Below are 13,536 nucleotides of genomic sequence, written 5' to 3'. Positions count from 1 at the left end.
GGACATATTCAAATACATTCACCAGAAATTAAAGATGATTAAGTTAATTTTTACAACAATTTTCATAATTTTTCTCACAGCTTGTACTAGTATTGCTTTATTCCCTACACCTGAGTTAGTCCAAAAAGCGATCGCACTCCAGCTAGAACAAACCCAACAGCAACTTAACCAACAACTAGATTTAAACTTTCAAAAATTTAATATTCAGAGGATATATATTACTCAACAACAACCGCTTACCATTGAAAAATTACCAGCTTACCGCGTCCAGGGAAATTATGACTTTAGTATTAAACTACCAAATCGCAGTTTAAAACAACTCCAAAAACCCTTTGAAGTTTATCTACAAATTCAGCAAGAAGGCAAAAGTTGGCGGTTATTAATACCAGAGAAAAATAGTCAACATTCTCAAGCAAAATGGCATAGTTACTTGATTCTTTAATGAATGACTTTTTCTTTTAGGGTAGTTATCTTATAAAAATGTAAAATAATTTTATACCTTGATGTAATCTATGTGTACTAAAATAAATGTATATTAGCTGATATAATCAAGGATCTGACTTTATCAAAAAATATATCAATTTCAGATTCAACCTGTGATGTATGGTGGTTTCAGGGTAGACTCTTAGATATATGGGAAAAAAATACTTCTTTCCTTAACTATTGTAAAATTCACTTAACAAACAGATACTCAGTTTGAGAAAGTGTCATCAGATACAAAGGAGAAATAACAGTGACAGAAAATAATCAAGATAATAGTGGCAATACTGAACAAAGTTCTCAGGGAACTATCATAGTTGCTGGATCTCGTCCTATTACCACAGGAACTTTACAGGTAGTTGATACCTATAACGTCATGGGAATTCGTCCCATAGGTGCAAACACATTCCAAGTAGTTGATAGTATTAACCTCTCTGGTATTCGTCCCATTGGTTCTAGCTCTTTGGTAGTTTCAGAAAACTATTCTATTTTTGGCAATCGTCCCATAGCAGCAAATACTTTTGATGATTCCGAAATTTTGATGGGTTTTCTAGATTAGTAGCAAAATCAAATTATAGCAGAAGGCAAAACTGAGTTGGAGATTTTAAGAATGTTCTAACCTCATTGTCCACTGCTATAAATAGAATATAACGTTTCTAAACACGTCAAAATAAGTTATCTTTAGCAACAAACCTCATTTGTAACTCACATTCCGCATAAGCGGAGAATAAAAAAATAATTATCTCCAAAAACATTGTTTGGTAAGGGTTTTCAGGATTTTAGTTCAAAGGAACTATAAAATGTTTATTAGGAATTTATCTCATTTATTGAGAATATTTTTGGAGTAAAGTTTGTACAACCCTGAATCTTTCGTGATAATTATTCAGAATTGGATTTTATCTGCGGAATGTGGGTTGTAAATTATTAAACAGCCTAGTTTGAGTAATAAACTGGGTTTTTTGTTTGTTATAAAAATTGATTTTCCTTCTGCGTGGACTTTATAGAATAACCCGCATAATTGGCTTCTGTTTGTATAGCGGCAATTTCTAAACACTGAATAAATTTTTACTTGAATATTGACCAGCGATGATATTAATTTGTGAATAAATCGTGCAAATTATCACAGCTAATGATTTCTATATGATTTATAATTGAGTTAATTGGACAAAAATGATCAGCATTTTTACGATCATCTATATCTTAATATACAGCAGCTTTAACCAGTGTTTAAAAATGTGCTTTTTTAATCTTTAATTCTTCCTTGTGGTAGTAATATAATTATGGCTAACTCTTCAATTTTATCCAAATCTTTAAACTTTCAAGAAGATTATCCATGTCCAGTGTGTCGCATTGGCAAAATTTCACAAATGCCAATGATGGAAGCGATGTCATGTGATTTCTGCCATGAAATTTTTACAATTAATTTAGAATTGCAGCAAATTAAAATGCCTTCCAGAGAACCTGCATTAGTTTGGCAATGGAATGGATTTAAGTGGAGCGAATCTCAATTAGTTGGCGTGGAATTAGGGTGGGGTTATGGTTTGGCTGCAATTGCTTTTATAATTTTCCCTACCAGTTTAATCGGCATTACTGCATATTATTTTCCTCCTCACCCCTCTAGTCCCTTATCATGGATTCCATCTATTTGGACTGTGTTAACTTTTATATTGCATTTAGCAATAATTGTCTGGATTTTGATTGAAGTTTACCAAATCCCAATTATGGCTTATGTCCGAGCTATGACTCGCTGGCGACATAGCTTAATCAGGTAAAAAAATATAGATAGTAGTACCAATCAATCGTTATACTTAATCAAAGGCTATATAACTCATCATTTTCTCAAAGATTATATTAATAATACCAATACACCATGACGAGCGAACTGGAGCGATACTACAGAATCTTGGATTTAGAGCCAGGGGCCACCCTCGAAGACATCAATCAGGCTTATAAAGATTTAATATTTGTTTGGCATCCAGACCGCTTGCCTAAAGATAACCTGCGTTTGCAAAATAAAGCCCAGGAAAAACTCAAGTCATTTAATGAGGCGCGGGATAAATTACGTTCTTTACGAGATAAACAGCCAACCTCCTCTTATTCTCCACCATCATCGCCATCTTATTCATCATATACCTATACTTCTTCACCGTCACATAGACATCAAAACTCTTCAGCAAGTACGGATTTAAGTGGTAAAGATTTTAGCCGAGCTAATTTGAGTAATCGAGATTTATCAGGCAGAAATTTGAGCTATGCTAATTTAAGCGGGTCTAATCTTAGTGATACTTTTATGCACAAAGTAATTTTGCGCGGTGCAGATTTATCTGAAGCTAATTTATTTAGAGCTAATTTATTATTAGCAGATTTAAGAGAAGCTAATTTACGCTCAACAAACTTGATTGGTGCGGATCTTAGCGGTGCTGACTTACGCGGTGCTGATTTAACAGGAGCGCGTATTCGTTCCGGCGATCGCCTACTGGTAAAATTAATTGGGGCTAACTTAGCTGGAGCTATCATGCCTGATGGTATAATTCATACCTAAAATCGCAAAACCTAGATTTAAAACAGGTTCTCATTTTGGCTAAGTAGCCATGATCAACTGCGTACACCATGACCTATAAAACTTCTTATTCTCCTCCTCGCTGGCGGTAAACCAGCGCTGTAGGTGGGTTTCCCACCATAGGCGACTGTTGTAAAGCCCTGCGGGCATGGCTTCCCTTACCGCGTAGCGTGCCGGAAGCATTCACCCGAAGGGGGTGGTATTATTGATAGTTGATCAGTCATTGTTATAGTGTAAGCATTAAGCAGTCAGCTTTTTAAGCGTTAAATCCAAAATCTCTGGATTTATCAAACGTTCTCACCCTTGACATCTGATTGGCATAAATTCTTACAAAATAGTTTAATTTATTTTTGTTAAAAATTATCATGAACATTGCAATTATTGGCTGTGGTTATGTGGGTTATGCAGTTAGCAAATATTGGCACGCAAAAGGTAATTTTCATCTGACAGTAACTACAACAAATCCAGAACGGATACCTGTTTTAGAAACAGTTGGACAAAGAGTAATTGTTACTCCTGGCAATGATATAGAAAACTTGAAAAATGTCTTAAAAAATCAAGAAGTTGTTTTATTAAGCGTCGGGGCAAAAAATGCTAATTCCTATGAAGAAACATATCTAGAAACTGCCAAAACCTTAGTTTCTATTCTCCCCAAATTTCCCAATATTCATCAAGTAATATATACAAGTAGCTATTCAATTTATGGAGATAGAAATGGTGTCTGGGTAGATGAGGAAAGCCCCCCAGCACCAGCTAACCGCAATTCTCAACTTTTGCGAAAAACTGAGGATATCTTGCTATCCGTAAATAATGATAATACCCGCGTTTGTATTTTACGTTTAGGAGGTATTTATGGACCAGGTAGAGAACTAGTAAAAATATTTGGTCGAGCCGCAGGTACAACTCGTCCCGGTAATGGCGAAGATATCACAAATTGGATTCACCTGGATGATATTGTTGGCACAATAGAATTTGCCCGTGAGCATCGTTTAGAAGGTATTTATAATCTTGTGGATGATAGTCATCTAACCCATAAACAATTATTGGATAATGTGATGACAAAAAATAATTTACCTAATGTTATTTGGGATGCTAATAATAAAAGTACCCGCCCATATAATGCCTGGGTATCCAATCAAAAACTTAAAGATGCAGGGTATCAATTAATTCATCCTCGCATCATTTTTTAGTCCCTATTGAAAATTGTCATTATGTCATCGTCTACAATCAGCAATACAGCAGTATCTCCAACCCAGTATTATACTTGGCAAAATTACCAATGTGCTTATGAAATTCATCAACCGATCAATTCTGCACCTACAGGAACTCCTTTAGTATTAATTCATCCTATTGGTGTCGGACTATCACGGCAGTTTTGGCGGAGATTTTGTCAGGAATGGTATAACAAAGATATCCAAAATCCTATTTACAATCCTGATTTATTAGGATGTGGTGAAAGTGATATGCCGGTTTTAGCCCATACACCAATTAACTGGGCAAAACAATTACAACACTTTTTACAAACTGTAGTCAAAAAACCAGCTATTATTATCGTTCAAGGTGCTTTATCAACCGTTGCCATTGAATTAGTAAAACTGGAAAAAGAATTAATAGCTGGTATAGTATTTTCTGATCCTACATCTCGTCCAGTAATTACCAAAAATGCCCCCAAATGGCAACAAAACCTACTTTGGAGTATTTTTAAATCTCCCATAGGTAATGTCTTTTTCCGCTATGCCCGCACCCGGAAATTTTTGTATTCTTTTTCATCAGAAAAATTGTTTGCTCTTAGTGAAAATGTTGATGATGAATGGCTAAATACCCTCATGGCAGATGCTCAAAATATGAATGGGCGTTATGCTGTATTTGCTTTTTTAGCGAGATTTTGGCAGAGAGATTACAGTAATGATATTGCTGCTATTACCCATCCCACATTATTAGTTGTAGGAGAAACCGCCCTTGGTATTAGTAAAGACAGTAAAAAAGAACTTCCAGATGAAAGATTAGCATTTTATCTCAATTGCTTACCTCAAAGTCAGGCAGTAAAAATGATTGGTAAAAATGTTATGCCCTATGAATACACTCAGGAATTTGTAGAAGCAATATCACCCTTTATAGCTTCTATTCCACATTTGTAGTTTACGTCAGACTGCATAAATCATCTAAATAGGGCTTACGCATAAGTCACGGAAAAACTAACCGCAGAGGCACAGAGGACACGGAGAAATAAGAGTTTGAGAAATTTTTTGCGTAAGTTCTGGTAAATGAACCTAAATTGAAACTTATAAACAAAGCCTGTTTTACACTTTCCTGTACAGGCGAACGACCGCTCGCCCCTCCTTACTCCTAAATTCTGCTATAATTATAATTTATGCACCGTAGGAGATAAGCTAGTTAAATCATCAATATTCCGTTTCATAGTTGTGCAAATTGTATCTAAAGGTAAGTCGTTTTCATCATAACCAAAGGGATTTTCTATTTCTAAACCAATGGCTTCAATACCTAACAAAGTGAAGCTAACTAAAGCAGAAATTAACCCAGTCCACCAGCCAAGTTCCTCTACTATTTGAAATGGTAGAAGTAAGCAATATAGTAATAATAATTGTTTGAGGTGAATAGCATAAGCTAACGGCATGGGTGTTCTCAAAATTCTTTCACAAGAACCTAAATTATCTACTAAGATATTCAATAATCTTTGCATAGATACCAGTTGATAACTATTCAGGCAACTACGATTATATTGGTGTTGTAAATAATCTCCAATCCAGAAAGCTACTTCTAAAGGAGGATTATTCATAATTTTGAATTGGTTATAGTCAAGATCGGGTATTAGTGCTTCTAGTTCTGTATTAATAGGTTCACTTCGTAAATGCAGTTTTGTCGCTACACCAAAAGCCACAAGTAAGTTTAAAGCGGTAATTTTATTATCTTTATCTTCTGGTTCTTTTTCCTCAATAGATACCCAAATTTGTCGGGCTAAGTTACGGATAGTATTCACCATTATTCCCCAGCATTTTCGTCCTTCCCAAAAGCGTTCATAGGCTGTATTAGTCCGCAATACTAATAATAAACCTAAAACGATACTAGGAATAACACTACCTAAAATTGGCTGGGAAACTGGAATATGAAAATGATAAAGTATAGAGATTAATATTCCAAAAGCACCACATAAAAGCACCTGTTTGTAAATAGCACCAATGACTGAACCTTTAATTTGTAAGGCGATTTGAAACCATTGGGGTTTTTCTTCTGCCATAAAATCCTTTGAATATATCCAAGTATCAGATAAAATATACATAACATATAAGAATTCAGGAGTCACCGAGTCAGGAGTCAGAAGAGATGAGACAGCCAGCATGGACATTTCAAGATTTGATAGTTAGACAAAGTACGGTTTATGAATATTGCACAATCTTCCTCAGAAGAATGTCGGTAAGAATTCAGGTAACAGTCAACAGGGAAGATAAAAGAAAAATGTTCTTCATTCTGATAGCGCAGCGTGGTGTTAGCCATACTCCTGAATTCTCACCATAACATATACAGAAGATCGCTACATTTGCCAATATCTAATTAAATGTTTTTATAAATGCTGCAAGAGGTGTAATCTACAATGACTTGGGAATTTTGGATTGATAGGGGTGGTACATTTACTGATATTGTCGCCAAATGCCCGGATGGTAAGTTACAAATTCACAAGCTATTATCCGAAAATCCCGAACGTTACACCGATGCAGCAATTCAGGGAATTCGAGAAATATTAGGGATTGCTGAAGATGAAGCTATTCCCTCAGAAAAAATTGGTGTTGTCAAAATGGGAACAACAGTGGCTACAAATGCCCTACTGGAAAAAAAAGGGGATAGAACTGTTTTACTTATCACCAAAGGCTTTCGAGATGCTTTAAGAATTGGATATCAGAACCGTCCTGACATTTTTGCTCGCCAGATTATATTACCAGAAATGTTGTATGAGCAAGTAATTGAAGTAGAAGAACGTTATAACGCCCAAGGTGAGATATTAGTAAATTTAAATTTAGATATCCTGCGTCCCCAACTGCAATCAACCTATAATCAAGGTATTCGTGCCTGTGCCATTGTATTTATGCACGGTTATCGCTACACTAACCATGAAAAACAGGTTGCTGAATTAGCCAAAAACATTGGTTTTACTCAAGTTTCCGTATCTCACGAAGTCACCCCATTGATGAAATTAGTCAGTCGGGGTGATACCACTGTAGTTGATGCTTATTTATCGCCGATTTTACGAAGATATGTAAATCAGGTGGCGAGTCAGTTAGGAAAAAACGTCACCCTCCAATTTATGCAATCCCACGGCGGATTGACTGATGCGGAAACATTTCAAGGTAAAGATAGTATTCTATCTGGTCCGGCGGGAGGAATTGTTGGGGCTGTGCAAACTAGCCTGATAGCAGGATTTAAGAAAATTATTAGTTTTGATATGGGTGGTACATCTACGGATGTGGCTCATTATAATGGTGAATATGAACGCACGTTAGAAAGCGAAGTTGCTGGGGTGAGGTTGCGAAATCCAATGATGGCTATTCATACCGTAGCTGCTGGTGGTGGATCAATTTTACATTATGATGGTTCTCGCTATCGTGTCGGACCAGAATCAGCCGGTGCAAATCCGGGTCCTGCTGCCTACTCCAAAGGTGGACCACTAACGGTGACAGATTGTAATGTCATGGTGGGTAAGTTGCAACCGGCTTTTTTCCCCCAGGTATTTGGTGTCAATGCTAACGAATCTCTAAACATAGAAATTGTCAAGCGAAAATTTACGGAATTTTTAGCAGAAATAGGTGATAATCGTACAGCGGAAGAAGTGGCAACCGGTTTTCTATCCATAGCTGTAGATAAAATGGCCAATGCCATTAAAAAAATCTCTCTCCAACGTGGTTATGATGTATCTGAGTATACTTTATGCTGTTTTGGCGGTGCGGGTGGCCAACACGCTTGTTTAATTGCCGATGCTTTGGGAATAAAACAGGTGTTTATTCATCCCTATTCTGGTGTTTTATCTGCCTATGGTATGGGTTTAGCAGATGTAAGGGTGTTAAAAGAGAAGGCAATTGAAGCGGTTTTAGAATTGGAATTGTTGTCAGATTTACAAGCGGTATTTACAGAATTAGCAGCACAGGGAAAACAGGAATTAAACCGCCAAGATGCTAATCACCCTCAGATAAACTTGTATCAAAAACTGCTTTTAAGATATGAAGGAACAGATGCACCTTTAGTAGTAGATTTTGCCGATTTGCCCACAATGCAAAATCAGTTTGCAGAGTTACATCGTCTGCGTTATGGCTTTATTGCAACCGAAAAGCGGTTAATTGTGGAAGCGGCAACAGTAGAGTTGGTATTACATCATCATACCCATTCTGAAACAGTAGTTTCACGTATAAATAATAATTTACCTGTTGCTGAGACTACTGTGCAGATGTATATGGCGGGGAAATGGTGGGATACTCCGGTTTACCGTCGGGAGAATTTACAACCGGGAGACTGTATTTCTGGTCCGGCAATTATTGTAGAAGCAACGGGTACAAATATCATTGAACCCCACTGGCAAGCGGAATTAACTAATCTTCAGAATTTGATATTAAATCGTACTGTAATCCAAAATCCAAAATCTCAAATCCAAAATCGCAAAGATGCTGTGATGTTGGAAATTTTTAATAATTTGTTTCGAGCGATCGCTGAACAAATGGGGATAACATTACAAAATACCAGTTCTTCTGTCAATATTAAAGAAAGGCTAGATTTTTCCTGTGCAATTTTCGATCATCATGGACAATTGGTAGCCAATGCCCCCCATATTCCTGTACATTTAGGTTCGATGAGTGAAAGTGTCCAGGCTTTAATTTCTACTCATCAAAATAATATTCAACTTGGTGATGTTTTCGCTGCTAATAATCCCTACAATGGGGGGACTCACCTTCCTGATATTACAGTTATTACTCCGGTATTTCTTAATTCCCAACTTCCTATTTTTTATGTGGCCTCACGGGGGCATCATGCCGATATTGGGGGAATAACTCCCGGTTCAATGCCACCTCATAGTACAAGTATCACAGAAGAAGGAATTTTATTAGATAATTTTCAATTAGTTAAAGCTGGTATTTTCTGTGAACAGGAATTAATTAATATCCTTAGCAGTGAACCTTACCCAGCGAGGAATATTACCCAAAATATCGCTGATTTAAAAGCCCAAATTGCTGCGAATGAATTGGGGGTTAAAGAATTACTAAAAATGGTAGAACACTACAGTTTAGAAACTGTTCAAGCTTATATGGGTTTTGTGCAAGATAATGCTGAATTATCAGTACGTCGAGTAATTGAAGTTTTAAAAGATGGTAGTTTTAGTTATGCTTTGGATGACGGAAGTATGATTAAAGTAAAAATTACTATTGATAAAAAACTCAGAAATGCCAAAATAGACTTTACTGGGACTTCACCACAATTAAATAATAACTTTAATGCCCCATCGGCAGTATGTAAAGCAGCAGTTTTATATGTTTTTCGGACTTTGGTAAATGATGATATTCCTTTAAATGCAGGATGTATGAAACCTTTAGAAGTTATTATCCCTGAAGGTTGTATGTTAAACCCTTGTTATCCTGCTGCTGTCGTTGCCGGAAATGTAGAAACTTCCCAAGCAATTACTGATGCTTTATATGGTGCTTTGAGTGTATTAGCTGCTTCCCAAGGAACGATGAATAATTTCACTTTTGGGAATGAAAAATATCAATATTATGAAACTATTTGCGGTGGTTCTGGTGCAGGTGCAGATTTTGATGGTACAGACGCAGTTCACACCCACATGACTAATTCTAGATTAACAGATCCTGAAGTTTTAGAATGGCGTTTTCCGGTGATTTTAGAAAATTTCGCCATTCGTGAACATAGCGGAGGAAAAGGTAAATTTCATGGTGGAAATGGTGTAATTCGTCGGTTACGGTTTTTGGAAAATATGACAGCCGGAATTTTAGCAAATCATCGCGTTATTCCACCTTTTGGTTTATCAGGTGGTGAAGCAGGTATGGTAGGTAAAAATTATGTGGAAAGAAATAATGGAACTGTGGAAGAATTGGGAAGTAAAGGGGTGATAGAAATGAATCCTGAAGATATATTTGTCATTGAAACTCCTGGGGGAGGTGGTTATGGGGAGAGTTGAAGAAGGCAGGAGGCAGAAGAAATATAAAATAAGTGCGATGGTGTAGTTTCCTTGTAAATATGAAAACCCTGGAATATACGAAAGTTCAAGCACATCGCACTAAAAAAGCAAATACTAAGTAAAGTCTCTTTTTGTAAATTAATATTACATTTGCGTTTGAGACTTTAGCCAAACCAATGAGAGGTTTGACAATTGGGTTCAACTGTTGCACAAAGGTAATTACTAATTACATCCGATTTATCTCTTATAATTGAAGAAATACCTTGATGGATTAGCTTTTGTAAGTGTAGTTGTTGTTCCAAAGCATGACGGGGTAATTTGTGAGGAAAAGAGTTAATTTTGTCATCATTATTTATGATTAAATAATCAGAAATGTCGCTATAAAAGCCGGGAAGACGATGAATTACAAAGGAAATTAACTCTTGACGTAAATCAGGAATTGCAAAAGCTTGTTGGTAAGGTTGATATGGATATGTATCTAAAACATTATTAATTTCCCCGATAACAGATTGTTCTGTGAGTTTAACTACTGTTTGCATAATTTGTATTTCCTGTTGGATGTAAATAAAGAAATTTGGACAACAAAGTTTTTACTGCTATTGTTTTCAATTGACAGCAAAGGCTTTGTGAATATATTTTGTATTTCCGTCCTTAAGCCATTGCAAATTCTAACCTATGGTACTAGTCCATCATTAACATTTCGATTAAACTGAGTAATACTTATACCTTTTATTTAAAAAGTAAATTAAGTATTAACCAATTTTTTACCGAAAATGATGGTTTGACACCTGCAATAGTAATTATGGCAAATTACTATTGATTTACTAAAAAACTACACAAAACGCAGTATTAACCATTAGGGATCATTTTTAGATAACTATTATAAATTTTAATAATAGTTAAAATTACAGTTAGTTAATAACTCATTATGTACCTTACATTACTTGTATAAATCCTGATGTGTTTTGAGATTGTTTAATTATGAAATAATCCTTGACAATGGGTAAAACCTGAGAAATCTTGTTCCTATACTCTCCAGCCCGTGATGAAGGTAAAATTTTTGATTGACAAGATAGTAGAATAGGTTACAAATAAGCTGTACGGAAGAGAGGAAGGGAAATTGGAAGAACTCAGGGCGGTATTGGAATTAGCCACCGAAGAAGAACTACAGAACTTGACCGCAATTCTGTTTAGTCGCAAGTTTAACCCCTTAGATTATGTTCACACACCCGAACCCATGGCGGTACAAAGCCAAGACCGTCAAGCTTGGTTAGATGCCATAGAAGGTCGCTTTCGGTTTTTAGCGGCTGATGGTATAACAGTATTACGGGGACGTACTGATCAAGTCACTTACCGACAAGCCCTGATTCAAGTATGCAAATATTTGAAAATTCCTGATTATCAAGATTTAACTACAATTGATTTAGAAGCAGAAGTTTTTTTGCATTTGCTAGGAAAGGTCTGGAAACAGCTACCCCAAGAGGAAAAGCACCAATTAACTATTGATGTTCAACGTCAGTTAGTAGAATCAAAACTTAAACAACCATTACCATTATCATTGCAACGTGATCCTTTAGGATTAATATTTAAAGGTGGTAGTGCCTTGGCTGTAACTTCTGTAATTCAACCTTTTGTTCTCCAACAAATTGCCCGTCAATTTGCAATCCATTTTGCTACCTATCAAGTTGCTAAAGAAGCAGCAATTACAGGTACAGGATTAGCAACTAAACAGTTTAAAAACTATGTCGCTTTACAAATGTCCCGTCGAGGAATGACTATAAGTGCAGCCCGTTATGGTGCTGTTCGCAGCGTTTTTGCTTTTATGGGTCCGGTGATGTGGGCTTGGTTTTTTGCTGATTTAGGTTGGAGAGCGATCGCCACAAATTATGGCAGAATTATTCCTACTGTCTTCACCCTCGCGCAAATTCGTCTTACCCGTACAGAATGTTGGGAACTAGCTTGAAAAAAACCTTTTATCATCCAAATTATCGCTTACAAACCCCTTGGAATTGGCTGCAATTTGGACTATTATCTTTCCCCATAAGTCCATTTTTGGGTGGGATGTCTATAGTTGTGGCATCCTTTCTCACTTGGGGTAAACAATACCGAATTATTAGAGATAGGCCAATTCACAAGGGGTTTGCTATTTTGAGTATTTTACTACTCATTACTACCGCCTTTGCCCCTCAAAAATTAGATGCTTTTTTAGGTTTATTCAATTTATTACCCTTCTTTTTCTTTTTTACTGGACTCACTCCCCTAATTCAAACACCCGCCCAATTAAGACAAATTGCTTGGATAATGGTGTTTGGTTCTGTACCTGTTTTAATCATCGGTTTTGGGCAATTATATCTGGGTTGGAATTTCCAATTTAATTTTTTATGGATTGTTTTAGATTGTTTAGTTGAACCGGAGAAAACATTTTTAGGACGCATGAGTGCTAATTTCATGCACCCTAACACTTTAGCTGCATATTTAGTCACCATTTTTATTTTCGGTTTAGGTTTATGGGTAGAAAACTATCATCAACTCAAACAAAAAAATCCTCTGATCATCTTCTTAACAATTACGGTATTTGCTAACTTTATTGCCTTAATTTTAACTAATTCTCGAAATGGCTGGGGAATTACTATTTTCACCTGTTTAGCTTATGCCTTATATCAAGGTTGGCGATTAATTGTGGCTGGTGTTGTCAGCATTACCAGTTGTTTTTTTTTAGCAGCTTTTGCCCCTTCACCTATTGCCCAATTTTTCCGTATCTTCTTTCCCTACGGAATTTGGGCGCGGTTAAATGATGATATGTTTCCTGATAGGCCAGTGGCATTAATGCGAAAAACACAATGGCAATTTGCCTGGAATTTGACACAACAACATCCTCTAACTGGTTCAGGTTTACGTAGTTTTGGTGGGCTTTATAAAGCCCAAATGCACATTGATGTCAACCATCCCCATAATCTATTTTTAATGCTATCTGCGGAAACTGGTTTAATTACTACTTTGCTATTTTTTGGGTTACTAATTTGGATATTAATTACAGCTAGTCAAGTTCTATGGAAATCTAAATCTATCGAACCAGAAAATCGGCTCGTTTTCTTCAGTTATATCATTACTTTTATCGGCTGGATATTATTTAATACTGTTGATATCACTACTTTTGATATTCGGTTAAATACTCTTTCTTGGGTTTTTGTTGCTGCATTATGTGGAGTTATGTATCAATATCAATTATCTGTTAAGGAAGGCAGGAGTCCGTTTTCGTAATGGGGAGCTTTGTAACTCACTTAAATCCTTACATATTACCTACTAA

11 protein-coding genes are annotated in these 13,536 nt (G+C 36.2%); 9 read left to right on the top strand and 2 right to left on the bottom strand.

The window, feature by feature from the left end:
- Nucleotides 1-34: 34 nt before the first annotated feature.
- The 6 genes from CUN59_RS01030 to CUN59_RS01005 all read left to right on the top strand — a co-directional run bounded on the left by CUN59_RS01030 (nt 35) and on the right by CUN59_RS01005 (nt 5,178).
- Nucleotides 35-442, top strand: a complete 408-nt coding sequence (locus CUN59_RS01030) for a hypothetical protein (RefSeq protein WP_104386093.1) — start codon at nt 35-37, stop codon at nt 440-442.
- Nucleotides 443-733: 291 nt separating this feature from the next.
- On the top strand, nt 734-1,039 hold the full coding sequence (locus CUN59_RS01025; protein ID WP_104386092.1) for a hypothetical protein: 306 nt from the start codon (nt 734-736) through the stop codon (nt 1,037-1,039).
- Nucleotides 1,040-1,760: 721 nt separating this feature from the next.
- Nucleotides 1,761-2,252: a hypothetical protein gene (locus CUN59_RS01020; RefSeq protein WP_104386091.1), complete on the top strand. Its 492-nt coding sequence runs from the start codon at nt 1,761-1,763 to the stop codon at nt 2,250-2,252.
- A 98-nt stretch (nt 2,253-2,350) separates the two neighbouring features.
- Nucleotides 2,351-3,022, top strand: a complete 672-nt coding sequence (locus tag CUN59_RS01015; RefSeq protein WP_104386090.1) for a pentapeptide repeat-containing protein — start codon at nt 2,351-2,353, stop codon at nt 3,020-3,022.
- 383 nt (nt 3,023-3,405) lie between these two features.
- Nucleotides 3,406-4,230, top strand: a complete 825-nt coding sequence (locus CUN59_RS01010; RefSeq protein WP_104386089.1) for an SDR family oxidoreductase — start codon at nt 3,406-3,408, stop codon at nt 4,228-4,230.
- Between the two features lie 21 nt (nt 4,231-4,251).
- Nucleotides 4,252-5,178, top strand: coding sequence for an alpha/beta fold hydrolase (locus CUN59_RS01005; protein WP_104386088.1), 927 nt, complete (start codon nt 4,252-4,254; stop codon nt 5,176-5,178).
- Nucleotides 5,179-5,402: 224 nt separating this feature from the next.
- On the opposite strand, the gene CUN59_RS01000 is transcribed toward CUN59_RS01005, so the two are convergent.
- Nucleotides 5,403-6,296, bottom strand: coding sequence for a bestrophin family protein (locus tag CUN59_RS01000; RefSeq protein ID WP_104386132.1), 894 nt, complete (start codon nt 6,294-6,296; stop codon nt 5,403-5,405).
- A 354-nt stretch (nt 6,297-6,650) separates the two neighbouring features.
- On the opposite strand from CUN59_RS01000, the gene CUN59_RS00995 reads away from it, so the two are divergent.
- On the top strand, nt 6,651-10,229 hold the full coding sequence (locus CUN59_RS00995) for a hydantoinase B/oxoprolinase family protein (RefSeq protein ID WP_104386087.1): 3,579 nt from the start codon (nt 6,651-6,653) through the stop codon (nt 10,227-10,229).
- A 164-nt stretch (nt 10,230-10,393) separates the two neighbouring features.
- On the opposite strand, the gene CUN59_RS00990 is transcribed toward CUN59_RS00995, so the two are convergent.
- Nucleotides 10,394-10,768, bottom strand: coding sequence for a hypothetical protein (locus tag CUN59_RS00990; protein WP_104386086.1), 375 nt, complete (start codon nt 10,766-10,768; stop codon nt 10,394-10,396).
- Between the two features lie 581 nt (nt 10,769-11,349).
- Here CUN59_RS00990 and CUN59_RS00985 point away from each other — a divergent pair.
- Both CUN59_RS00985 and CUN59_RS00980 read left to right on the top strand, forming a co-directional pair.
- A complete protein-coding gene (locus tag CUN59_RS00985; RefSeq protein WP_104386085.1) occupies nt 11,350-12,192 on the top strand; it encodes a YaaW family protein in 843 nt (280 codons plus the stop codon).
- Complete coding sequence (locus tag CUN59_RS00980; protein WP_104386084.1) at nt 12,174-13,490, top strand: O-antigen ligase family protein; 1,317 nt, start codon at nt 12,174-12,176, stop codon at nt 13,488-13,490. The genes CUN59_RS00985 and CUN59_RS00980 overlap by 19 nt, the downstream gene beginning before the upstream one ends.
- The last annotated feature ends 46 nt before the right edge of the window (nt 13,491-13,536 follow it).

It is taken from the genome of Cuspidothrix issatschenkoi CHARLIE-1, from assembly GCF_002934005.1.
Taxonomy (GTDB): domain Bacteria; phylum Cyanobacteriota; class Cyanobacteriia; order Cyanobacteriales; family Nostocaceae; genus Cuspidothrix; species Cuspidothrix issatschenkoi.
Note: the sequence above shows the minus strand (reverse complement) of the source record. Positions and strands in the feature narration are given on the sequence as shown.

What these genes read in the sequence shown, in the direction of transcription:
- CUN59_RS01030 (WP_104386093.1), top strand. Translation starts at nt 35, where the DNA reads ATGATTAAGTTAATTTTTACAACAATTTTCATAATTTTTCTCACAGCT.
- CUN59_RS01015 (WP_104386090.1), top strand. Translation starts at nt 2,351, where the DNA reads ATGACGAGCGAACTGGAGCGATACTACAGAATCTTGGATTTAGAGCCA.
- CUN59_RS01010 (WP_104386089.1), top strand. Translation starts at nt 3,406, where the DNA reads ATGAACATTGCAATTATTGGCTGTGGTTATGTGGGTTATGCAGTTAGC.
- CUN59_RS01000 (WP_104386132.1), bottom strand. Translation starts at nt 6,296, where the DNA reads ATGGCAGAAGAAAAACCCCAATGGTTTCAAATCGCCTTACAAATTAAA.
- CUN59_RS01005 (WP_104386088.1), top strand. Translation starts at nt 4,252, where the DNA reads ATGTCATCGTCTACAATCAGCAATACAGCAGTATCTCCAACCCAGTAT.
- CUN59_RS01020 (WP_104386091.1), top strand. Translation starts at nt 1,761, where the DNA reads ATGGCTAACTCTTCAATTTTATCCAAATCTTTAAACTTTCAAGAAGAT.
- CUN59_RS00980 (WP_104386084.1), top strand. Translation starts at nt 12,174, where the DNA reads ATGTTGGGAACTAGCTTGAAAAAAACCTTTTATCATCCAAATTATCGC.
- CUN59_RS00995 (WP_104386087.1), top strand. Translation starts at nt 6,651, where the DNA reads ATGACTTGGGAATTTTGGATTGATAGGGGTGGTACATTTACTGATATT.
- CUN59_RS00990 (WP_104386086.1), bottom strand. Translation starts at nt 10,768, where the DNA reads ATGCAAACAGTAGTTAAACTCACAGAACAATCTGTTATCGGGGAAATT.